Source organism: Stutzerimonas sp. 21-1, assembly GCF_056336065.1.
Genome location: NZ_CM150500.1, coordinates 3,064,870 through 3,088,051 on the forward strand (window position 1 = coordinate 3,064,870; position 23,182 = coordinate 3,088,051).

Below are 23,182 nucleotides of genomic sequence, written 5' to 3' on the forward strand. Positions count from 1 at the left end.
CGACCGTATACTCGCCGTCGAACGCGCCCGCTGCATTGCGTCGCGGCAACGCCATTTCCGATCTGGAGTTCGTCATGCAAGACGTCGTCATCGTAGCTGCAACCCGCACCGCCATCGGCAGTTTCCAGGGCACGCTGGCCAATGTGCCGGCGGTCGAACTGGGCGCCATCGTGATCCGCGCCCTGCTGGAGAAAACCGGGCTTGAGCCGGCCCAGGTCGATGAAGTCATCCTCGGCCACGTGCTGACCGCCGGCGCCGGGCAGAACACCGCGCGCCAGGCCGCGATCAAGGCCGGCTTGCCGCATGCCGTACCGGCCATGACCCTCAACAAGGTCTGCGGCTCGGGCCTCAAGGCACTGCATCTGGCCGTGCAGGCGATCCGCTGCGGCGATGCCGAGGTGGTCATCGCCGGCGGCATGGAGAACATGAGCCAGGCGCCCTACGTCATGCCCGGCGCGCGCACCGGTCTGCGCATGGGCCACGCACAGATGATCGACAGCATGATCACCGACGGTCTGTGGGACGCCTTCAACGACTACCACATGGGCATCACCGCGGAGAACCTGGCCGACAAGTACGGCATCGATCGCGCCCAGCAGGACGCCTTCGCCGCACAGTCGCAGCAGCGTGCCGCCGCCGCCATCGAGAGCGGCCGCTTCGATGCCGAGATCACCCCGGTCATGATTCCCCAGCGCAAGGGCGACCCGCTCGCCTTCGCGCGTGACGAGCAGCCGCGCGCCGGCACCACCGCCGAATCCCTCGGCGGCCTGCGCGCCGCGTTCAAGAAGGACGGCAGCGTCACCGCCGGCAACGCCTCGACCCTCAACGACGGCGCCGCCGCGGTGGTGCTGATGAGCGCCGCCAAGGCCCAGGCGCTCGGCCTGCCGGTGCTGGCGAAGATCGCCGGCTACGCCAATGCCGGCGTCGATCCGGCGATCATGGGCATCGGCCCGGTTACCGCCACCCGCCGCTGCCTGGAGAAAGCCGGCTGGTCGCTGGACGAACTGGACCTGATCGAGGCCAACGAAGCCTTCGCCGTGCAGGCGCTGTCGGTCGGCAAGGAACTGGGCTGGGATGCCGCCAAGGTCAACGTCAACGGCGGCGCCATCGCTCTCGGCCATCCGATTGGTGCCTCGGGCTGCCGTATCCTGGTGACCCTGCTGCACGAGATGCAGCGCCGCGACGTGAAGAAAGGCCTGGCGACGCTGTGCATCGGTGGCGGCCAGGGCGTGGCGCTGGCCATCGAACGCCCCTGAGCGGCACGTCATCCCTCGTTCGCACCGCGCACCGGTGCGGACGAGCGCGACCGGACATCGAGAACGAGCATGGCTAAACAGACCTACAGCATTTCCGACCTGGCCAACGAGCTGGACATCACCACCCGCGCCATCCGCTTCTACGAAGAACAGGGCATGCTCACCCCGACCCGCCGCGGCCAGGAGCGCATCTACACGCCCAAGGATCGCGTCACGCTGAAGCTGATCCTGCGCGGCAAGCGCATCGGCTTCTCGCTGGCCGAATGCAAGACGCTGATCGAGCTCTACGACCCCAAGGCCGGCAACCAGAAACAGCTGAACATCATGCTGCAGATGATCGCCGAGCGCCGCCAGCAGCTGGAGCAGCAACTGCTCGACATCCAGCAGATGCAGCTGGAGCTGGACACCGCCGAGGAGCGCTGCCGCAGCGCGCTGCAGAGCACACTGGCGAAGCAGCCGGCCGGCTGAGGACGCGTTCGGCCGCGGCCAGCCCTGCATCCCGACCAGTCCAGAATCCAAGAACTCATTCCAGAAAACTGGACAGTCCATCTTGCCGGTGTACGGCTTTGCGGACACCCTTGGGCAACTCGGCCGGAAAGGCACGGTCCTAACGCTCGCAGCCAAGCGAAGCGGCATAGGCACGCTATCTGCAAACGATCTTTCCCACGACACATGTCTGCCGTGGCGCACCCGGGTGATGTCCGCACGCCCGCGCCGAGTTTCGCTGACTGCCGCCCGCATCAGACGGGCATTCCAATAATGGCTGCAGAGAGAACCGATCCGCCATGAGCATTGCCCGCGACGTACTCGATCAACATGGCCTCATCGTCGGCGTATCCCCGGAACGCTTCCGCATGCTGGCCATGCCGCTGCTGTTCGACCACCTCAACGCCCAGTGCGAAGGCACCATCGCGGTCAACCGGCAAGCGCGCATCGTCTGGATCAACGACAAGTACGCCGAGAAGATCGGCATCCGCGACCCCGCCAGCGTGCTCGGCCTGGAGGTCGAGCAGGTGCTGCCGGCCAGCCGTCTGCGCGAAGTGATGGAAAGCGGCCAGCCGAGCATGCTCGACCTGATGGCCTTCGGCGGCGAGCATTTCGTCGTCACCCGCATCCCGCTGCGCGACGAGGACGGCACTCTGGTCGGCGCGCTGGGCTTCGTGCTGTTCGACCGCGCCCGGCATCTCAAGCCGCTGATGGCCAAATACACCAGCCTGCAGACGCAGCTGCTCGCCACCCAGAACGAACTGGCCAAGGCCCGCCGGGCGCGCTACACCATCGCCGGCTTCATCGGCAACAGCCCGGCCGCCAGCGAGATCAAGCGCCAGGCCCGGCGCGCCGCGCAGCTCGACGCCACCGTACTGCTGCGCGGCGAGACCGGCACCGGCAAGGAACTGCTGGCCCAGGGCATCCACAACCTCTCGCCGCGCGCGCGCGGGCCGTTCGTCGCGGTCAACGTCGCGGCGATCCCGGAGACGCTGGTCGAGGCCGAACTGTTCGGCACCGCACCCGGTGCCTTCACCGGCGCCGACCGCAAGGCGCGCATCGGCAAGTTCGAGGTGGCCAACGGCGGCACGCTGTTCCTCGACGAGATCGGCGACCTGCCGCTGTCGCTGCAGGCCAAGCTGCTGCGCGTGCTGCAGGAACAGGAAGTCGAACCGCTGGGTTCCAACCAGGTCAAGGCACTCAACGTGCGGGTGATCGCCGCCACGCATATCGATCTGGAAGCCAAGGTCGCCGCCGGGCAGTTCCGCGACGATCTGTATTACCGCCTCAATGTGCTGGCGCTGCGGGTGCCGCCGTTGCGCGAGCGCAGCGGTGACATTCCCGCGGTGATCGAACACCTGCTCGACGACATCGCCAACCGCTCCGGGCAGCCGCCGATGGAGCTCAGCCCGCAGGCGCTGGCGCTGCTCTGCGCGCAAGCGTGGCGCGGCAACGTGCGTGAGCTGGGCAACCTGCTGGAACGCGCGCAACTGTGTACCGACGGTTCGCAACTGGAGGTCGAGCACCTGCTGCCGCTGCTCGGCGAACAGGCGAGCCCGGCCGGCAGTGCTGTTCCCGTGGTGAGCAGTCGGCCCGCCGTCCCGAGCGAGCCGGCCAGCGTGGACGAGGACGTGCCGCTGCAACCGCTCGCGCAGACGCTCGCCCACGCCGAACGCCGTGCACTGCAAAGCGCCTTGCGCGCCTGCCAGGGCAATCGCCGGCGCGCCGCCATGGAGCTGGGCATCTCCCGCGCCAGCTTCTACAGCAAGCTCGCTCAGCACGGCCTCAGCCAGCGCTGAGCGGCGGCGTCACGCACGCGTGTCTTGCCTGATCTATCGTTCTCTCAGGGTGGCGATACCCGTCACCGCTCGGGAGCGACCACGATGATTGAAGACACCGGCAAGCTGGTACTGCGCCTCGCGCTGGGCGTGCTGATGCTACTGCATGGCATGTCGAAACTGGCCAACGGCGTGGATGGCATCGTCGGCATGGTCACCGGCCTCGGCCTGCCCGCCGCGATCGCCTATGGCGTCTATCTGGGCGAGGTGATCGGCCCGCTGCTGGTGATCGTCGGTCTGTACACGCGCGCCGGCGCCCTGCTGATTGCCGGCAACATGCTCTTCGCCCTGCTGCTGGCGCACCGGGCCGAGCTGTTCACGCTAGCCCCCACCGGCGGCTGGGCGCTCGAACTGCAGGCGATGTTCCTGTTCGGCGCGGTGGCCGTCCTGCTGCTCGGCGCTGGGCGTTTCAGCGTCGGCGGAACCAGCGGACGCTTCAACTAGCGCGACTGTCCAGCGGCGCAGACACCTTCCAGCGCGCCGGACATTTTCCACTGCCCCGGCCTGCCACTTCCTGATGGCAGGCCCTTCTCCGATTCTTCCTTTGCCCCCGACTTAGAGCGGCTGGCGCTCCATCAGCGACCGGCCGTCGCGTTGCCGCGCGCCATGCGCGGCGCTGGCATGACGCTGGCTTGAGCGGCGTAGCGCCAACTTGAGCGGCCCGACACCGCTGCGGCGCGCTTCGTCCGACAACAACAAGAAGGAAGCCTCGCATGATCGTTCATCCCGTCATCGCCTCGATCCGGCGCCTCACCCCGCTGGCGCTCGCCCTGTGGTTTGCCAGTCCGACGCATGCCGCCGACTGCGCCTCGCTGCTCGGCAGCGAAATACCGGCCGAAGCCATCGGCCTGCCCACGCGGGGCGCGCAGGTCGTTGCGGCCAACGCCGTGGCGGCCGGCGGCAGTGCACCGCAGACCTTCGGCGCCTATTGCGACATCAGCGCCGAAATTCGCCCCATCGACCGGGCGGCACCGCCCATCCGCATGCGCCTGGCGCTGCCCGAGCAGTGGAATCACAAGGCGCTGATGCTCGGCGGTGGCGGCTACAACGGCACCCTGCCGAACGTCGTCGGCAATGTCCCCGCCGGCCCGCTGGACCAGCCCACGCCGCTCGGCCGCCGCTATGCGGTGTTCGGCAGCGACTCCGGGCACGCCTTCGATCCGCTCAGCCCCGGCGGCTTTGCCTGGAGCGACGAGGCCCTGGCCAACTACGCCCACGACGCGCTGAAGAAGACTCGCGATGCCGCCGTCTACCTGATCCGCCAGCGCTACGGCACGGCCCCCGAGCGCAGCTACTTCGCCGGCGGCTCTACCGGCGGGCGCGAGGCACTGGCCGTGGCGCAGCAGTGGCCGACCGACTTCCACGGCGTGATCGCCCTCTACCCCGCCTACAACGCACTGGCGCTGGATCTGCAGTTCGGCCGCATCACCCGTGCGCTCGCCGCGCCCGGCGCCTTCCCCAGCCTGGAGCAGCGCGCCGCATTGCTGGAAGCGGCGATGCAGGCCTGTGACGGACTGGATGGCGTACGCGACCGCGTGATCAGCCATCAAGCCGCCTGCAACGCGCGTTTCGACCCGGCCCGCGCCAAACTCGACGGCCGCCCCCTGCGCTGCCCGGACGGCACCAGCAGCTCGCCGCGCTGCCTGTCGGACGCGCAGATCCACGCATTGCGGGTATTCAACACGCCGATCCGCTTCGATTTCCCGCTGGCCAGCGGCGAGACCCATTACCCGGGCTTCAACACCTGGGGCACCGATCTCGGCCGACCGGGCGACGGCGTGCAGCTGGTGGTCAACCGACTGGGCCTCAACACCCTGCAACCGACCTACCCGATGCCCGTGCACGGCACCGGCTTCGCCGATGGCGCGCCTTACCACGCCGGCTTCTGGGACGAATGGGTGCGCCACTTCGTGACGCGCAACCCCACCTTCAACTCGCTGACCCTCGATCCGCAGAACCCCGGCCCCTGGCTAGCGCGCATCAGCGAGCTGTCGCTGCGCCAGGACGTCAACGAGACCGATCTTTCCGCCTTCGCCAACAACGGCGGCAAGCTGCTCATGGCCCATGGCACCTCCGATCAACTGGTCAGCACCCGCGCCAGCGCCGAGTACTACCAGCGCATCCGCCGCGACATGGGACCGGGCAGGACGCGTCAGTTCATGCGCTACTACGAGATCCCCGGCTACAGCCATGCCGCCAGCACTGTATTCAATGCCGCCTGGGACTCGCTTACCGCGTTGGAGAACTGGGTCGAGCGCGGCATCGCCCCGCGCCGCCAGATCGTCGCTGACAGCGTCGGCGTGCCGGGTCGCACCCGCCCACTGTGCGAGTACCCGGGCTGGCCGAAGTACGTCGGCAAGGGGGCCGTCGATGCCGCCTCCAGCTTCGTCTGCGTGAACGCCCGCTGAGCCGGGATCAGGTGGCGGCAGCGTCGTGCGCGCTGCCGCCACCCAGTCCGCCCTGCTGGACACCCACCGCCCGCATCGATCCGACGCTGAACATGTCCGCCGAACTGGACGCTCTGCGCACCGCCCGCATGCCCGAATCCAAACCACGCAACCGCTCTAGCATCGGACTCAGCGCACACACCGGGCCGACTGGCACGGCTTTCGCTCAGGACTGGCAGCCGCGCGAACGCGGCGCAGAACAACAACAAGAGGAAATCCCATGCGACTCAAGCAAACCGTCGTCTGCCCGCTGCTGTGCGGTAGCGCCGTCCTGATCGCCGCAAGCCCCGCCAACGCCGCCTTCATCGAAGACAGCAAAGCCAGCGTGGACCTGCGCAACTTCTACATGAACCGAGACTCTCGCTCCGGCGACGGGCAGTCCAAGGCTGAGGAGTGGGCCCAGGGATTCATGCTGAAAATGGAGTCCGGCTACACCGAAGGCCCGATCGGCTTCGGCCTCGACGCCATCGGCCTGCTCGGCGTGAAGCTCGACTCCAGCCCCGACCGCGTCGGCACCGGCATCCTGCAGAGCGATCGCAAAGCGCCCAACCGCGCTCAGGATGACTACGGCTCGGCGGGCCTCACGGCCAAGGCCCGGCTGTCGCAAACCACCCTGCATGTCGGCACCATGCAACCGCTGATTCCGGTCCTGATGCGCAACGACAGCCGCCTGTTGCCACAGACCTTCCGCGGCGCCTGGCTGCAGAGCAAGGAAATAGACGGCCTGACGCTCGATGTGGGCAGGCTCGACCGGGTCAACCAGCGCAACTCATCGGACAATGAAGAAATGACCGCTTTCAACGGCGGCCTGCGCAACATCCGCTTCGGCCGGCAGACCACCAGCGACGAATTCCTCTTCGCTGGCGGCCGCTACGCCTGGACCCCGGAACTGAGCAGCGCCTACTACTACGGCGGGCTCGACGGCATCTACAAGGAACACAACCTTGGCCTGCTTCACGTCCTGCCGCTCGGTGACAACCAGAGCCTCAAGACCGACCTGCGCTACGTACGCCAGACCGACGACGGCGGCAGCAACGTCGACACCGACACCTTCGGCGCGATGTTCACCTACCGCATAGGCGGCCACGCCTTCGGTGCCGGCTACCAGCACGTCTCCGGCGACACCGGCTTCGCCTACATCGCCGGCAGCGACAACTCACTGCTCAACCTGGTGCAGATCAACGACTTCGGCAACGAGGACGAACGCTCCTGGCAGGTCCGCTACGACTACGACTTCGCAGCCCTCGGCATCCCCGGCCTGACTCTCATGACCCGCTACCTCTCCGGCGACAACGTCGACCGCGGCGCGGGAGCCAGCGAAGGCAAGACCTGGGAGCGCAACACCGACATCGCCTACGTGTTCCAGAGCGGCCCGCTGAAAAACCTCGGCCTGAAACTGCGCAACGCCACCACCCGCAGCAACTTCCAGAACGACCTGGACGAGAACCGCGTGATCATCAGCTACAGCGTACCGCTCTGGTAAGCAACGACTGACTTGCATTGAACCCGCCGGGCCCCGCGCCCGGCGTCCGTTGAATCCGGATCGACGCGCGATGCGCACCTCTCGCCGACCTCGAGCAGGCCAAGGCGAGCGGTGCCGGCAGGCAGTCACTTATCACGCCCAAAACAAAAAGGGGTTAGCTTTCGCTAACCCCTTGATTTGTATGGTGGCTACACCGGGACTTGAACCTGGGACATCAGCATTATGAATGCTGCGCTCTAACCAACTGAGCTATGTAGCCGAGTGGCGCGCATTATTCTCTGGTGCTTTTTTGCTGTCAACCCTGCCGCCAGTGAATTTTTATCCTTTTCAAGCGGTTAGACCAGCGGTTGCGCGGCTGGCCAGGCTTTCGCTCAGCTGTGTTGGCGGAACGACGGGCGGGTCGCCATCAGCAGGCCACCGAAGATCAGCGCGCCGCCGATCCAGTGGAATGTCTGCAGGGCTTCGTCCAGCAGCAACCAGCCGAGCAGCGCGGTGATTACCGGCATCAGGTAGCTGGTCATGGCCGCTTTGGACGCGCCGATCACGCTTACGCCGTGGTTCCAGGCGAGGTAGGCGATCAGCGAGGCGAATACCGCGGTGTAGCCAATCGCGGCGAGGTTGCCGGCGGTGGGCGGGAAGCCACCGACGCGGCTGAGTTCAAGCAGGTAGAACGGCAGGATCAGCGGCACGCCCAGCGCCATCAGCACGCCGAGCAGCGTCAGCGGCGGCACCGGCAGGCGCGCGGCCCAGCGCCGCAGCAGCAGGGTGTACAGCGCCCAGGCCGCAACGGCGGCCAGCATGATCAGATCGCCACGCTGGAATGACAGGCTGCTCAGGACCTGCCAGCTGCCGCGGCTGATCAGATAGAGCAAGCCGACGGCGGCCACGATCATGCCAAGCCAGGCGCGGCGCAGCGGCCACTCGCCGAGCAGCAGGCCGGCGCCGATGAAGGTCGCCAGCGGCAGGCAGGTGTTGACCAGGGTGAGGTTGATCGCTTCGGTGCTTTGCGCCGCTGTGTACAGCAGCGAGTTGTAGCTGGCGATGCCACAGGCGGCGAGTACCGGCAGGCGCCAGCCGGCGGCGCGCAGGACGGCGCGATGGCGCCAGATCGAGCGCGCCACGATGGGCAGCAGCAGTGTCGCGGCAAGTACCCAGCGCCAGAACGACAGGCCCAGCGGCGGGATCTCGTCATGGAAGGCGCGGGCCACCAAGGCGTTGCCGCTCCAGCAGACCACGGCCACCAGCAGCCCGGCGAAAGCCAGGCCGTGGCGCCCGGACGCTACGCTGGGTTGAGCGGGCGCAGGCGGTACTGGGTCGGCAACTGGTCGAGGCCGCTGACGGTGACGTTGAGGTTCTTCCACAGGCCATCCTTGATGCCGTAGATGCAGCCATGCACCGAGAGCGGCTGCCCGCGGTGCCAGGCGTTCTGCACGATGGTGGTATGGCTGACGTTGGCCACTTGCTGGATCACGTTCAGCTCGCACAGGCGGTCGACCCGCTCTTCTTCGCTGGGCAGGGTCGCCAGGTGCGCGCGGTGCTCATAATAGAGGTCGCGGATGGTCCGCAGCCAGCCATCGATCAGGCCCAGCTGGTCGTCACGCATGGAGGCCCGCACGCCGCCGCAGCCATAGTGGCCGGTGACCAGGATGTGTTTGACCTTGAGCACGTCGACCGCGTACTGGATCACCGACAGGCAGTTGAGGTCGGTATGCAGCACCACGTTGGCCACGTTGCGGTGCACGAACAGGTCGCCGGGCAGCATGCCGACGATCTCGTTGGCCGGCACGCGCGCATCGGAGCAGCCGATCCACAGGTATTCCGGCGCCTGCTGCTTGGCCAGCTGCTCGAAGAAAGTCGGGTCTTCCTGCTTGATGGCTTCGGCCCAGCGGGCGTTGTTTTCGAACAACTGATCCAGATCGTTCATTTCTTGTCCTCGAAGTCTGGCGCGCGAATGCGAACCGCTGCCGCTATGACACACCGGTTCTGCGCGGCGTCACAGCCCCTTGCGGCATACCTCCTGCGAGCTATTCGCGCGGCTGCGAGACGAACGAGCGCAGGTCGCGCAGGAAATTGTCACGCCAGGCGCTCAGGTCGGCCGCGCGGATCGCTCGCATCATGTGCTCGTAGCGATCACGGCGTTCGGCCAGCGGCATGCGCAGTGCACGATCCAGCGCCTCGGCCATGCCGATGCAGTCGTACGGGTTGACGATCAGCGCCGAGGTCAGCTCGCGCGCCGCACCGGCGAAGCGCGACAGCACCAGCACGCCCGGGTCCTCGGGATTCTGCGCGGCGACGTATTCCTTGGCCACCAGATTCATGCCATCGCGCAGCGGCGTGACGAAGCCGATGCTCGCCGAGCGGAACAGGCCCATGAGAATGCGCCGTTCGTGGCTCTTGTTGAGGTAGTGCAACGGCGTCCAGTCCAGGTCCGACAGCCGCCCGTTGATGTGCCCGGCCTCGCTTTCCAGCTGGCGGCGGATGCTCTGGTAGGTGCGCACGTCCGAGCGCGAGGTCGGTGCGATCTGGAAGAACTCGACGTTGCGCCGGTGCTCCGGGAAGCGGTCGAGGAACGCCTCGTAGGCCTTGAAGCGTTCCACCAGCCCCTTGGAATAGTCGAGGCGATCGACGCTGATGATGGTCTTGCGCGCGGTGTCGCTGGTCCGCCGCATGGGATGGCGGCGGCCCTTGTAGGTTTCGCCGAGCTGCTGGATCTCGTCCGGCACGACGCCGATCGGGTAGACGCCGCTGCGAAAGTTCTGCCCGTAGGCGGTCAGGCTGCCATCGGCTTCGATCACGCCGCGCACTTCACGGGTCATGTAGTCCTGAAATGCCAGCCGGTCGGTTTCGGTCTGAAAGCCGATCAGGTCGTAGTAGCACAGCGTCTTCAGCAGCTCGTTGTGCGGCGGGATGACGGTGAGGATTTCCGGCGGCGGAAAAGGAATGTGCAGGAAGAAGCCGATGCGATTGCGGATGCCCAGGCGACGGCATTCCTCGGCGAAGGGGATCAGGTGGTAATCGTGGATCCAGATGATGTCATCGGGCTTGAGCAGCGGCTTGAGCTTCTGCGCGAGCATCTGGTTGACCCGACGATAGCCTTCGTACTCGTCGCGGTCGTAGCGCGCCAGGTCGATGCGGTAATGGAAGATCGGCCACAGGGTCGCGTTGGAAAAGCCACGGTAGTACTGATCGTAGTCACGCTTGGTCAGCCCGAGGGTGACGTAGGTGATGTTGCCCACCTGCTCGCTGTTGATCGGCGGATCGGCGCTGATGTCGCCGTTCCAGCCGAACCAGATGCCGCCCGACTGGCGCAGGGCATCGTAGACCCCCACTGCCAGCCCGCCGGCGGCGGCCTTGCCGGCCTTGATCGGTGCTACGCGGTTGGAGACCACGACTAGTCGACTCATCGGATTCTCGCTCTCGATTGATTGTTATTGGATGCGTCCCTCATGGCAGCGCGGCGAGCAGTCGCTGCAGCCACTCGCCCACCGCGGTGACCGAAGCCAGACGCTCGCGGGCCTGCGTCGGCCCTTCGCCGACCTTGATCGAATGGCCGCCGAGCGCGTTGACCACGGCGAAACCGGCCTCGTCGGTCAGATCGTCGCCAAGGAACACCGGCACCTGCCCGTGAAATGGCGGCTCGGCCATGAACGCGCGGATCACCTCGCCCTTGCTCGCGCCGCGCGGTTTCAGCTCGAACACGCACTTGCCCGGCTGCAGGCTGAGCAGCTCGCCGTAGCGGCGGGCGAAATCGTGGGCCAGCTCGGCGGCGGTCTGTTCGAGCTGCGGTGCGAGACGAAAATGCAGGGCGAAGGCGATGCCCTTGTTTTCCAGCAGCAGGCCGGGATGGGCGGCGCAGGCCTGCGCCAGCTCCGCTCCGATGCGTTGCAGCTGGGCGTGATCGAGCGCCAGGTCGCGCGGCGCACCATCGGCGGCGCGGCGCTCGGCGCCGTGCACGCCGGCAGCGGGCAACCGTAAGGGCGCGAGCAGCCTGTCGAGCTGCTGCAGCGGCCGCCCGGATATCACCGCGACGGGAATCGCGGCGGCATGCAGCCGCTGCAACGCCGCCAGGATCGGCGGTGGCACGAACACCCGTTCCGGGCGCGGCTGTATCTCGGCCAGTGTTCCGTCCACGTCGAAGAAGAATGCACAGCGTTGCGGCGCAGGCGCCGCCGAAGGTTGTTGATCGTCCATAGAGGGTATGGACTGCCGATCGGCGGTGCTGGTTCGCCTGTTTTTTCACGGCTTTTGCCGTCGTGAATCTTCACCGCGCAGCCCGGTCACACCTTGCAAGACCCGCCATTCACCTACGGGAGACGACCATGAGCGAGCGCAAGCCGTACACGCCGACTGAAATCGACGACACCGAAGATCGCATGGGCTCGATCGAGCAGCTCGACTTCAGCGCACGCAAGGACGAGCGCAAGGGCCGCATCGGCGACGAGGTTCCCGCCGACGAGCTGGGCGATGAATTTCCGCCGGAGCGCGTGGCCGAAGCCGGGCTGAGCAGCGCGGAAACGATCGACGGCGAGACCACGCTGGACGATCTCACCCCGGAAACCCTGCTACCCGAGGATGGCGCCCGCTCGCCGAGCGAGCGCGGTCACGGCGGGCCGGCCGACGAGGATCTGAGCGTGGTGTCCGGCCAGCAGATCGGTGGCGCCACGGGGCTGGACGAAGCAGAACTGGCACGGCGCCATCCGCTGGATGGCAAACCCTGGGACGGGCCGGCCGACGGTGACGAGGACAGCGGCGTCAGCGACGGCGACGCGCTGCTGGACGAAGACGACAGCGTGCTTTCGGACGAAGAGCTGGAGGGCGACGCGCCGCTGGATTCGGGACGGGACAAGCGCCCCGGGCAGTGATCGCGCGGCTCAGTCGAGCAAGGTGCAGGCCATCACCAGGGCATCCTCACGCCCTTCCGCCGACGGGTAATAGGCCCGGCGCCGGCCTACTTCGTTGAAACCGTAGCGCTCGTAGAGCCGATAGGCCGAGGCATTGCTGGCGCGCACCTCGAGAAAGCACTCGCGGCCGCCGCGCTCGCGGGCACGCTGCATCAAGTGCTCCAGCAACCGCAGGCCGAGGCCGCGGCCCTGGCTCTGCGGCTTGACGGTGATGTTGAGCAGGTGCGCCTCGTCGAGGATCACATTGATGACGCCATGCCCGACCTGTTGCTCACCCTCGAACATCACCCAGCATTCGTAGGCACTCACGGCGTCGGTGAAGATGCCACGCGTCCACGGGTGGCTGAATGCGGCGTACTCGATCTTCAGCACCGCATCGATATCCGCCGCGGTCATCGGGCGGAAGCTGACTGCATCACTCATGGCTACTCACGAACTCCTGTGCCAACGCGGCAGACTGCGGCGCATGGCTTGCCACAGCTCGGCCTTGGTCGCCGGCTGTTCCATCAAGGTTTCCAGACCGGGAATCGCTAGCGCGCGCCCGAGCCCGTCGATGGCCAGTTCGCGGCAGCAGGCCTCGGCTCCCACTTCGCCAGCGAAGCGCAGCGCCGGCAGGCCGACCAGCCAGATACAGTCGCAGCCCATCGTTTCCAGTTCTGCAGCCAGCACGCCCTGCACGTAATCGCGCGCGGCCTCGGCACCCTGGTCGAGGCTACCGCCGTGCAGCAGCGGCCAGCGGATCGGCTCGCCATCGCCGACCTGCTGCGGGCTGTCCGGCAGGCGCGCGGCGCGCAGCAGGTCCTTGAGGAGGATGTAGCCCGGATCGCGACTCTGGAACGACTCGCCGGTCGGCAGCTCCACCAGCAGCAGCACGCTGCCGGCGCGCAGCAGCTGCAGGGCGAAACGCGGTGGCGGCTCGACCGCCTTCGGCCGTTCCTCGGGCGCCTGCGGGGCCGCGACTGCTTCGGGCTGCTTCGGCTCGGGCACGACGACGCGCAGCTGCGGCTTTTCCGGGCGGGCCGGCGTCGGTTCGACAGCCCGCTCGCTGGCCACCGGCACTGCCGCGTCCGGCTGCAGCGGCGCGGCCTCGACCGGCGGCTGCAGCAGCTCCAGCCGCGACGGTGCGGCGAAGGGCAGTTCGGTACGCGGCAGCCAGACGGCTACCTGCATGGCGTCGAGGTAGGCGCGACGCCGGGTTTCCGTGATCAAACCCCTTCCACCTGCGGATGCGCCTTGGCGCCGACCTGCATCAGGTTGAGCGCGTTGAGGTAGGCCTTCGCCGAGGCGACGACGATGTCGGTATCGGCGCCGTTGCCGTTGACGATGCGCCCGCCCTTCTCCAGCCGCACGGTCACCTCGCCCTGGGAATCGGTGCCCTGGGTGATGGCGTTGACCGAATACAGCTGCAACGTGGCGCCGGATTGGGCGATGCTCTCGATGGCCTTGAAGGTGGCATCGACCGGGCCGGAGCCTTGGGCCTGGGCGCTATGTTCGGCGCCCTCCACGCTGACCAGCAGCTTGGCTTCAGGCACGGTGCCGGTCTTGCTGGTCACCTCCAGGCTGGCCAGCTTGTAGTGCTCGGGCGCCTCGTCGGCCAGGGTGTCGGAGACCAGCGCCTGCAGGTCTTCGTCGAAGATTTCATGCTTCTTGTCGGCCAGCTCCTTGAAGCGGCCGAAGGCGGCGTTCAGCTCGTCGCCTTCCAGCACGATGCCCAGCTCTTCCAGGCGCGAACGGAACGCGGCGCGCCCGGAGTGCTTGCCCATGACCATCTTGTTGGCGTTCCAACCGACCGACTGCGCGGACATGATCTCGTAGGTCTCGCGGTGCTTGAGCACGCCGTCCTGGTGGATGCCCGACTCGTGGGCGAAGGCGTTGGCGCCGACGATGGCCTTGTTCGGCTGCACCGGGAAGCCAGTGATGCCGGAGACCAGGCGCGAGGCGGCGAGGATGTGCTCGGTCTCGATACGGGTGTGCACGCCGAGCAGGTCCTGGCGGGTCTTGATCGCCATGACGACCTCTTCCAGCGCGGCGTTGCCGGCGCGTTCGCCGAGGCCGTTGATGGTGCATTCAACCTGCCGCGCACCGGCGACCACCGCGGCCAGGGAGTTGGCCACGGCCAGGCCCAGGTCGTTGTGGCAATGCACGGAGAACACCGCCTTGTCGGCATTGGGGATGCGCTCGAGCAGCTGGCGGATGGTGTCGGCGTACTGGTGTGGAATCGCATAGCCGACGGTGTCCGGGATGTTGATGGTACGCGCGCCGGCGTCGATGGCGGCTTCGATGATGCGGCAGAGGAAGTCGATCTCCGAGCGGCCGGCATCCTCGCAGGAAAATTCCACGTCGGCGCACAGACTGCGCGCCTTCTTCACCGCCTTGACCGCCTGCTCGACCACTTGGTCCGGCTGCATGCGCAGCTTGTACTGCATGTGGATCGGGCTGGTGGCGATGAAGGTGTGGATGCGCCCGGAGTTGGCGCCGGCCAGCGCTTCGGCGGCACGCTCGATGTCGGCATCGACGGCGCGCGCCAGGCTGCACACGGTGCTGTCCTTGATGTTGTCGGCGACCAGCTTCACCGCGGCGAAGTCGCCGGGGCTGGCGATGGCGAAGCCGGCCTCGATCACGTCCACCTTCAGCCGCTCCAGCGCGCGGGCGATGCGCAGCTTTTCCTCACCGGTCATGGAGGCGCCGGGGCTCTGCTCGCCGTCGCGCAGGGTGGTATCGAAGATGATGACGCGATCGTTGCTGCTCATTGGACTGTCCTCACGGCTGCCGAGCGCCTCTGACAGGGCGCCTGTTGTGGGCGGATTGTCGCGTGAAATGCACGGGGCGGGAAGGCGGAGCTGCGTTTGGCGTGGGTTGTTGCCGCGTAGGGTGGAAAACCGCGAAGCGTTTTCCACCAGCGTACCCCGTCGGTGGAAAAACCTTCGGCGTTTTCCACCCTACGCCAGAAAACACAAAGCCCGCCATTAGGCGGGCTTTGTATTGATCGAGCGAGCTAGAGCCATGCAAGGCAAAAACAGGCGAGGAAGCGGAGTTTACTGCTGTAAATGAGCATGACTCGCTCCGCTCGCCCTTCGGGCCGGCCTAAAGGCCGTTCGGTGGCAAGCCACCGTCCGAGCCTGTTTTTAACGCAGCAGGGCCGACACGCAGCCGATCAGAGCGGCTGATCCCAGGGACGGTCGCCGTGCTCGTCCTTGATCCGGGTCGGCAGGCCCATCACATCGAGCAGCTTGAGGAACGGCTGGGCCGGCAGCTCTTCGACGTTGACCATGCGCTTGGCATCCCACTCGCCGCGGGCTATCAGCAGCGCTGCAGCGACCGGCGGCACGCCGGCGGTGTAGGAAATGCCCTGGCTGTCCGTCTCGGCGAAGGCTTCTTCATGGTCGGCGACGTTGTAGATGAACAGCTCGCGCGGCTGACCATCCTTCGTGCCTTTGACCAGATCGCCGATACAGGTCTTGCCGGTGTAGCCCGGCGCCAGCGAGGCAGGATCAGGCAGCACGGCCTTGACCACCTTGAGCGGAACCACTTCCAGGCCTTCGGCGGTGCGCACCGGCTGCTCGGAGAGCAGGCCGAGGTTCTTCAGTACGGTGAAGACGTTGATGTAATGCTCGCCGAAGCTCATCCAAAAACGGATATTCGGCACGTCGAGGTGCTTGGAGAGCGAGTGCACCTCGTCATGACCGGTCAGGTAGAGGTTCTGTTCGCCCACGACCGGCAGGTCGTCGGTGCGCTTGACCTCGAACATGCGGTTGGTCGTCCACTGGCTGTCCTGCCAGCTGTATACCTGCCCGGTGAATTCGCGGAAATTGATTTCCGGGTCGAAATTGGTGGCGAAATACTTGCCGTGCGAGCCGGCGTTGACGTCGAGGATGTCGATCGACTCGATCTTGTCGAAGTATTCCTGCTGCGCCAGGGCGGCGTAGGCGTTGACCACACCCGGGTCGAAGCCGGCACCGAGGATGGCGGTGATGCCCTTTTCCTGGCATTCGGCCAGGTGCTTCCACTCGTAGTTGCCATACCACGGCGGCGTTTCGCAGATCTTGCCCGGCTCTTCATGGATCGCGGTATCGAGATACGCAGCGCCGGTGTCGATGCAGGCGCGCAGCACGGACATGTTGAGGAAGGCAGAGCCGACATTGATGACGATCTGCGATTCCGTTTCACGAATCAGCGCCTTGGTCGCTTCCACGTCCATGGCGTCCAGCGCATAGGCCTTGATCTCGCCGGGCTGCTTCAGCCCGCCCTTGGCCTGCACGCTGTCGATGATGGCCTGACATTTGGAGATGCTGCGCGACGCGATAGCAATACGACCGAGTTCGTCGTTGTGCTGCGCGCACTTGTGGGCCACCACCTTGGCAACACCTCCTGCGCCAATGATAAGAACGTTTTTCTTCAATTCCGGGATCACTCCTTAATCTGCCGGCCTCAGGAGAGGCTGGACAGGTAGTCGTTAAAGTCGAACTCACGAACCACCTCGACGCTGCCGTCGAGCTGCTTTACCACGATGGACGGCATTTTCAGGCCGTTGAACCAGTTCTTCTTGACCATGGTGTAGCCTGCCGCGTCGATGAACGACAGCCGATCGCCGATGGCCAGCGGACGATCGAATTGGTACTCGCCGAAGATGTCGCCGGCCAGACAGGATTTGCCGCACACCATGTAGGTGTGCGCGCCGTCGTTGGGCGCCATCTTGGCGTTGAGGCGGTAGATCAGCAGGTCGAGCATGTGCGCCTCGATCGAGCTGTCGACCACCGCGAGATGCTTGCCGTTGTAGAGAGTGTCGAGCACCGTCACTTCCAGCGAGGCGCTCATGGTGATCGCCGCTTCGCCGGGCTCCAGGTAGACCTGCACGCCGTGCTTCTCGGAGAAAGCTTTGAGCCGCGTACAGAAGGCATCGACGGGATAGCCTTCGCCGGTGAAATGGATGCCGCCGCCGAGGCTGACCCACTCGACCTGCGCCAGCAGGTGGCCGAAGCGCTCCTCGATGGTGGTCAGCATCTCGTCGAACAGCTCGAAGCTGGAGTTCTCACAGTTGTTGTGGAACATGAAGCCACTGATCTTGCCGATCACCGCCTCGATCTTCGCCGGATCGTGTTCACCCAGTCGGCTGAACGGGCGCGCCGGGTCGGCCAGCAGATAGTCGGAGCTGCTCACCTGCGGGTTGACGCGCAGGCCGCGGATGGTGCCCTCGGTCGCGTCGGCGAAGCGCTCGAGCTGGCCGATGGAGTTGAAGATGATCTTGTCGCAGTTGGCGACCATCTCTTCGATCTCGTCGTCGGCCCAGGCCACGCTGTAGGCGTGGGTTTCGCCGGCGAACTTCTGCCGGCCGAGCTTGAGCTCGTAGAGCGACGACGAGGTGGTGCCGTCCATGTATTGCTGCATCAGGTCGAACACCGACCAGGTAGCGAAGCACTTGAGCGCCAGCAGCGCCTTGGCGCCGGACTGCTCACGCACGTAGGCGATCTTTTCCAGGTTGCCCAAGAGCTTCTGTTTGTCGATGAGGTAATACGGCGTCTTGATCATTTATCGCTGCCCATGAGGTCGCCCGCAGGAAGCGGCCGGCTCCCCGTTTGGCAAAAGGGCGAATTCTGCCGACAACTGGTGCAGATCGAAAGAGCATTGAGACATTTCGTCACCATCCACGCGTCGGCTGACCTTGCCGGGCAGGCTACCGCGCCGCGGATGACGATCAGGTGACTCACCCGGTACCGGTAGCAGCCGGTCAGCAGTAGGCCAATCAGCGGGCGCCGATGCAGTACAATCAGCGCCTTTTTTCACTGGCCGGAACCAGCGCCTCGATGATCGAACCCAAGCGCGTACTGCGTGCCCTCGCCGAACACTGGACCCTGCTCGAGCCGCTGTGCGAGCGTTGCGACGCCGGCACCCTGAGCCTGGTCGAACTGCGTCACCAGCTCGGTGCGCAGCTGCCGGCAGGCACGCCCACCGATATCACTGCCCTGCTCGACCAGTGGATCCGCCTGGACATCCTGGTGCCGGTGGCCAAGAGCCCCAACCGCTTCGAGCTGAACGCGCAGATCCACGACTTCCTCGCCTACCTGCGCCGCGAACACCGCCTCGGCCTGTGCCTGGAGATCGAAGCCTACCTGCGTCACCTGGAGCGTCTGGCCGGGCATATCCTCGATGCCTTCGAGATTCGCGACGGCAACGACCTGGCGCGCCAGCTGCGCCTGCTCGACATGCGCGTACGCGACGTGCTGAAGAAGCTCGACAACGACGAGCAGGCGCTGGTCGCCGTGGCCGACCGGGCCAAGACCAGCGACCGGCAGATCCCGCTGCGCCAGCGCTATGCCGAGGTGCTGGCGACCTGGGACGAGTACGTCGAGCCGATGATCCAGCTGGTCTCCGCCGATGGCGCTTTCGAGCAAGGCGTGCACCGCGTCGAGCAGGTGCTGATGAAGCTGCTCGGCGAGCAGCAGCGCCTCGGCCAGCTGGTGGACGACGACCTGCTGCTGCGCACCCACGCGCGCATCCTGGAAATGCAGACCACCGCCCAGCTGACCCTGCGCAAGGCCCGCGAGCTGCTGCTGCCGCTGCGCGAGGAAGCGCGTCGGCACAATGCCGTGACCCGCGGCGCCGCGCTGGCGCTGTCGGCGATCCGCAAGAAGGGGCTGGACGCGGTACCACAGGCCTCGCTGCCACTGTTCACCCGTCCGCAGAGTACCTTTCTCGGCACCGCCAGCCAGGTCGAGGCCTACGTCTATGCCCTGGCCCGCTTCGAGCCGAAGCCGGCGCAGTTCCCCCGCGCCAGCGGCAAGCGCAAGGGCGACCAGCCGCGCGCGCCGCGCACCGCCCGCGAGATGGTCGAGCGCTGCCAGCAGGCACTGCCGCTGCCGGACCTGATGGCCTGGCTGCTGGAACAGGAACCCGACGGCGCCACCGACGAGCTGCTCTACTGGTTCTCGCGCCTGTCGCGCGACGGTCGCTTCCAGCGCGACCGCCTGGAGCGTCGCGAATACCTGACCCGGGAACACCGCGTCAGCCTCAGCTCCTTTGCCCTGGTGGCCAATGCCAATGGCTAACCCATTCAACCGGCTACTGGCCTCGCTCGGTGGAAAATGCCTCGCAGTTTTCCAACCTACGCCCGCCCCTCTCGCGAAACCCATCGTAGGGTGGACAACGCTTTGCTTGTCCACCTCTGACACCGAACTTTCCGGTGGAAAAGGCGTTGCCGTTTTCCACGGGGCGGCCATCCGCACTACGAATACCTGTGAGCCACGTTTATGAACATCGACCTCAAGGAAATGACCCAGCTGGCGCCGATCTTCCGCGAGCTGTTCAAGGGCTATCACCTGTCGCGCAGCGAGCCGGAACCCTACGCGCAGCTGTCGAACATGCAGGACCAGTACCGCGCGTTGTTCAAGGCGCTCGGCTTCGAGCTGGTCTGCGATCCGCGCGGCTTCTACTACTTCGTCCCCGAGCAGATGGGCGCGCAGGTGAACAAGACCGCCCAGCGCCTGGCGCTGTTCACCTTCATCCTCGTCGAGCACCTGGCCGACCAGGGCCGCGACCCGCTGGCGGTGCTCGACGGTGGCAGCCTCGGTCGCGATGAACTGCCGGCGTTGCTGGACAAGTACCGCGACCTGTTCCTGCAGGCCGAAGTCACCACCCAGGAAGAACTGGAAGAGAAAGTCATCCGCCGCCTGACGCAGCTGGGCTTCGCCGAGGACAGCAACGGCGTCTACCGCTTCCTGCCGCCGATGCACCGTTTCCTCGACGTCTGCCTGTCGGTGCAGCAGGACCGCGATCTGGCCGCCAGCCTGCACAGCAGCGACCTGCCGCTGCCCGCCCCGGAGCTGATCGCCGAGGACGAGGGCGAGGACGACATCATCCTCATCGAGGAAGCAGCCGAAGAATCGGAAGAAGAAGCCTTGGCGCGCGCCATCGCCGAAGAAAAGGAGCTTGAAGCATGAGCCAGGAACGCTACGGCATCCGCCGCTTCGCCCTGCTGAACACCGCCGGCTACAGCCTCGGCATCTTTCCGCTGGAAAACCCGCTGTCGGTCTACGGCGCCAACAACCTCGGCAAGTCCGCGTCGATCAACGCGCTGCAGTTCCCGATCCTGGCGCGCATGTCGGACATGAGCTTCGGCAAGTACAGCCTCGAGCAGTCGCGCAAGTTCTACTTCGCCTCGGACACCAGCTACATCCTTGTCGAAGTCATGCTGCCCCACGGCCCGCATGTGATCGGCGTGGCCGGCCGCGGTCCGGGCGGCGGCTTCGGTCATCAGTTCTTCGTCTACCAGGGCTCGCTGGACCTCGACCATTACCAGCAGAACGGCACCTGCCTGCGCCAGCGCGAGCTGTTCGCCAACCTCGAACGCGCCGGCATCAAGGCCTTCGAGGCCAAGCCGGATGAGCTGCGCCGACTGCTGGTCGGCGGGCATACCTCGATCCCGCTGGACATGACGCTGATCCCGCTGCGCTCGACCAGCGAGCAGAGCCTGAAGACCTTCCGCGCGCTGTTCATCAACCTGCTGCATATGCGCGAGATCACCGCAGCGAAACTAAAGCAGCTGTTCCTCGATGCCTTCGAGCACAGCCTGCGCTCGGGCAGCGTCGACTATATCGCCGCCACCGAAGAAGCCTTCCGCGACGTGCGCCGCATGGAGCACGACTACCAGGCACTGGTCGCCGCCGGCCCGCTGGTCGAGGCGCTGGCAGCCGGTGTCGCCCAGCGCGAGCTGCTGCGCGGCAAGCTGCATCGCCTGTCGCCGCTACTCGACAACTTGCTCGGCACCTGGCACGACTACGCCGATGCGCGCAAGGAAGAGCTGGTGATCCAGGCCGAGCATTATCGCCGTGAGCAGGACGGCCTGCAGAACGAACAGCGCGGTTCGACTGGCGAGCTGATGCGCCTGGAACGCGAGATCAGCGAAATCCAGCGCTGGCTGGGCGAGCTGGCGGTGCTGAAGAACCGCTTCGCCCTGATCGAGGACGCCCATGTGCTGGAGCAGCAGCTGCTCGCCGCCAAGGACGCCCACGACGAGCTGGCCGGTGCGCTGGCGCAGTCCCGTCAGTTCTCCAGCGAGGACCTCGACGAGCGCCTGCGTGATCTGGAAAAACGCCTGAAGTCGGTCCGACAACAGCTCGACCATGCCGACAACAACAGCTACTCGCGTTTGCGCGAGGAGTTCTCCCAGGCCGATGTGGATCGCCTGATGCGCCTGTTCAATGGCCAGCTTTTCAGCCTGCCGCTGGGTGAAAAAGGCATCAGCGCCGAGGGCGACGACTGGGTCAAGGCCGTGGAAGCGGTGCTGGATCGTTTCAAGGGCGACACCTTCTCGGTGCCGGGCCTGTCCATCGACCTCTCGCATATCGAGCCACCGGCGCTGCAGGCCCTGGCCGACCGTGCCGCCCTGCGCGACCAGAAGGATCGCCTGGAGCGCGAACTCAAGCAGCTAAAGACCCAGCATGCTGTGGCCGTCGACCGCGCGGCGAGCAAGGCCCAGGCCGAGGCGCTGTATCAGGCCGTGCTGGATGCGCAGAAAGCGCTGGAAGACTTCCGCCGCAGCCAGACCCTGGCCGCCGAGGAGCCGGCGAAGCTGGAGCAGCTGGCCCAGGCCGAAGCCGCCCAGGAAGAACTCAAGCGCACCAGCGACGCCTTCGCCGAGCGCGTGCAGCACCTATCGGCCAAGCTGCAGCTGGTCGGCCGTCAGCTGGCCGATCTGGAAGCCAAGGAGCGCACGCTGGAAGACGCCCTGCGACGTCGCCAGCTGCTACCGGCAGATCTGCCGTTCGGCACGCCGTTCATGGATCCGGTGGACGACTCGCTGGACAACCTGCTGCCGCTGCTCAACGACTACCAGGACAGCTGGCAGGCGCTGCAGCGCGTCGACGGTCAGATCGAGGCGCTGTATGCCCAGGTGCGCCTGAAAGGCGTGGCCAAGTTCGACAGCGAGGAAGATCCCGAGCGTCGCCTGCAGCTCTTGGTCAACGCCTACGCCCACCGTCAGGACGAGGCGCTGACCCTGGCCAAGGCCCGCCGTGCTGCGGTCACCGACATCGCCCGAACGCTGCGCAACATCCGCAGCGACTACGAGAGCCTGGAACACCAGCTCGCGCTGTTCAACCGCGAGATCAACAAGCGTCAGGTGTCCAACCTGGCGAGCTTCCGCATCGTGCTGGCGCCGAACAAGGATGCGCTCAAGCACATCGACCAGATCATCCACAGCGCCGGACAGTACGAGGAAGGCGAGACGCTGTCGGTGTTCGATCTGTCCCAGTCCGCCGAGCAGGATGCCAGGAACGAGGAAGCCAAGGAGTATCTGGCGCGGCTGGTGGCGGCGAACAACAACCAGCTGGGCCTGAAGGATCTGTTCGAGCTGGCGTTCGAGATCACCAAGGTTGGCGGCCAGCCGGTGATTCATACCGATATCGACGGTGCGGCGTCCAACGGCACCACCATGACCATCAAGGCGCTGACCAACATGTACCTGTTGCTGCACCTCATGGACCGCGAGCAGGCCGGGCGCATCCGCCTGCCCTACTACCTCGACGAGGCGGCAGACATCGACGAGCGCAACCAGCAGGCGCTGATCGAAACCAGCCTTCAGTTGGGCTTTGTGCCGATCCTTGCATCGGTGAAGCCGCAGGTCTCGGCCCATGTCGCCATCGACCTTGAGGGCGGCAGCGGGCCGGCCGGCATCTACATCGACGAGGCGGACTGGAAATACATCAGCCGCCGCGAACCGGTCGCCAGCCCCGCCAGCGTATCGGCTCGGCAGGTCGAAGAACCGGCCTGACCGGCG

At 66.1% G+C, this 23,182-nt stretch carries 19 protein-coding genes and 1 tRNA gene; 10 read left to right on the forward strand and 10 right to left on the reverse strand.

What is annotated here, in order from left to right; all coding sequences use genetic code 11:
- The first annotated feature begins 74 nt into the window (after positions 1-74).
- The 6 genes from AC0ZJQ_RS14905 (at position 75) to AC0ZJQ_RS14930 (ending at position 7,510) form a co-directional block, all read left to right on the forward strand.
- Positions 75-1,256 (forward strand): acetyl-CoA C-acetyltransferase, encoded by a 1,182-nt coding sequence (locus AC0ZJQ_RS14905; protein WP_476476859.1) that lies wholly within the window; start codon positions 75-77, stop codon positions 1,254-1,256.
- Between the two features lie 69 nt (positions 1,257-1,325).
- Positions 1,326-1,724: a MerR family transcriptional regulator gene (locus AC0ZJQ_RS14910; protein WP_008567072.1), complete on the forward strand. Its 399-nt coding sequence runs from the start codon at positions 1,326-1,328 to the stop codon at positions 1,722-1,724.
- 317 nt (positions 1,725-2,041) lie between these two features.
- Positions 2,042-3,541 carry a sigma-54 interaction domain-containing protein gene (locus tag AC0ZJQ_RS14915; protein WP_476476860.1) on the forward strand — a complete coding sequence of 500 codons (1,500 nt, stop codon included), beginning with the start codon at positions 2,042-2,044 and terminating at the stop codon, positions 3,539-3,541.
- Positions 3,542-3,625: 84 nt separating this feature from the next.
- On the forward strand, positions 3,626-4,024 hold the full coding sequence (locus AC0ZJQ_RS14920; protein WP_476476861.1) for a DoxX family protein: 399 nt from the start codon (positions 3,626-3,628) through the stop codon (positions 4,022-4,024).
- Positions 4,025-4,293: 269 nt separating this feature from the next.
- A complete protein-coding gene (locus tag AC0ZJQ_RS14925; RefSeq protein WP_476476862.1) occupies positions 4,294-5,988 on the forward strand; it encodes a tannase/feruloyl esterase family alpha/beta hydrolase in 1,695 nt (564 codons plus the stop codon).
- Positions 5,989-6,247: 259 nt separating this feature from the next.
- Positions 6,248-7,510 (forward strand): OprD family porin, encoded by a 1,263-nt coding sequence (locus AC0ZJQ_RS14930; protein WP_476476863.1) that lies wholly within the window; start codon positions 6,248-6,250, stop codon positions 7,508-7,510.
- 182 nt (positions 7,511-7,692) lie between these two features.
- On the opposite strand, the gene AC0ZJQ_RS14935 is transcribed toward AC0ZJQ_RS14930, so the two are convergent.
- From AC0ZJQ_RS14935 to otsB, 5 genes are all read right to left on the reverse strand, one after another.
- A tRNA-Met gene (locus tag AC0ZJQ_RS14935) sits at positions 7,693-7,769 on the reverse strand.
- Positions 7,770-7,881: 112 nt separating this feature from the next.
- A complete protein-coding gene (locus tag AC0ZJQ_RS14940) occupies positions 7,882-8,757 on the reverse strand; it encodes a DMT family transporter (protein WP_476477783.1) in 876 nt (291 codons plus the stop codon).
- Positions 8,758-8,789: 32 nt separating this feature from the next.
- Positions 8,790-9,434 (reverse strand): carbonate dehydratase, encoded by a 645-nt coding sequence (can, locus tag AC0ZJQ_RS14945; RefSeq protein ID WP_008567215.1) that lies wholly within the window; start codon positions 9,432-9,434, stop codon positions 8,790-8,792.
- A 100-nt stretch (positions 9,435-9,534) separates the two neighbouring features.
- Positions 9,535-10,914, reverse strand: a complete 1,380-nt coding sequence (gene otsA, locus AC0ZJQ_RS14950; RefSeq protein WP_043297467.1) for an alpha,alpha-trehalose-phosphate synthase (UDP-forming) — start codon at positions 10,912-10,914, stop codon at positions 9,535-9,537.
- A gap of 40 nt (positions 10,915-10,954) precedes the next feature.
- Positions 10,955-11,701, reverse strand: a complete 747-nt coding sequence (otsB, locus tag AC0ZJQ_RS14955; RefSeq protein ID WP_476476864.1) for a trehalose-phosphatase — start codon at positions 11,699-11,701, stop codon at positions 10,955-10,957.
- A gap of 128 nt (positions 11,702-11,829) precedes the next feature.
- Between otsB and AC0ZJQ_RS14960 the strand changes: the two genes are divergently transcribed.
- The gene (locus tag AC0ZJQ_RS14960; protein ID WP_476476865.1) at positions 11,830-12,372 is read left to right on the forward strand and encodes a hypothetical protein; all 543 of its coding nucleotides are present in this window, start codon (positions 11,830-11,832) and stop codon (positions 12,370-12,372) included.
- 9 nt (positions 12,373-12,381) lie between these two features.
- Here AC0ZJQ_RS14960 and rimI read toward each other — a convergent pair whose 3' ends face one another.
- From rimI to AC0ZJQ_RS14985, 5 genes are all read right to left on the reverse strand, one after another.
- Complete coding sequence (rimI, locus tag AC0ZJQ_RS14965; protein ID WP_008567211.1) at positions 12,382-12,834, reverse strand: ribosomal protein S18-alanine N-acetyltransferase; 453 nt, start codon at positions 12,832-12,834, stop codon at positions 12,382-12,384.
- 6 nt (positions 12,835-12,840) lie between these two features.
- The gene (locus AC0ZJQ_RS14970; protein ID WP_476476866.1) at positions 12,841-13,620 is read right to left on the reverse strand and encodes a flagellar biosynthesis protein FlhF; all 780 of its coding nucleotides are present in this window, start codon (positions 13,618-13,620) and stop codon (positions 12,841-12,843) included.
- Positions 13,617-15,161, reverse strand: a complete 1,545-nt coding sequence (locus tag AC0ZJQ_RS14975; protein WP_476476867.1) for a 2-isopropylmalate synthase — start codon at positions 15,159-15,161, stop codon at positions 13,617-13,619. Before AC0ZJQ_RS14975 ends, AC0ZJQ_RS14970 begins: the two co-directional genes overlap by 4 nt.
- Positions 15,162-15,565: 404 nt before the next feature.
- Positions 15,566-16,810, reverse strand: coding sequence for a saccharopine dehydrogenase family protein (locus AC0ZJQ_RS14980; protein WP_476476868.1), 1,245 nt, complete (start codon positions 16,808-16,810; stop codon positions 15,566-15,568).
- 29 nt (positions 16,811-16,839) lie between these two features.
- On the reverse strand, positions 16,840-17,937 hold the full coding sequence (locus tag AC0ZJQ_RS14985) for a carboxynorspermidine decarboxylase (protein WP_476476869.1): 1,098 nt from the start codon (positions 17,935-17,937) through the stop codon (positions 16,840-16,842).
- A gap of 227 nt (positions 17,938-18,164) precedes the next feature.
- Between AC0ZJQ_RS14985 and mksB the strand changes: the two genes are divergently transcribed.
- From mksB to mksF, 3 genes are all read left to right on the forward strand, one after another.
- On the forward strand, positions 18,165-19,454 hold the full coding sequence (gene mksB, locus AC0ZJQ_RS14990) for an Mks condensin complex protein MksB (RefSeq protein ID WP_476476870.1): 1,290 nt from the start codon (positions 18,165-18,167) through the stop codon (positions 19,452-19,454).
- Between the two features lie 201 nt (positions 19,455-19,655).
- Complete coding sequence (gene mksE / locus AC0ZJQ_RS14995) at positions 19,656-20,345, forward strand: Mks condensin complex protein MksE (protein ID WP_017245619.1); 690 nt, start codon at positions 19,656-19,658, stop codon at positions 20,343-20,345.
- Positions 20,342-23,176 carry an Mks condensin complex protein MksF gene (gene mksF, locus AC0ZJQ_RS15000; protein WP_167138090.1) on the forward strand — a complete coding sequence of 945 codons (2,835 nt, stop codon included), beginning with the start codon at positions 20,342-20,344 and terminating at the stop codon, positions 23,174-23,176. The genes mksE and mksF overlap by 4 nt, the downstream gene beginning before the upstream one ends.
- The last annotated feature ends 6 nt before the right edge of the window (positions 23,177-23,182 follow it).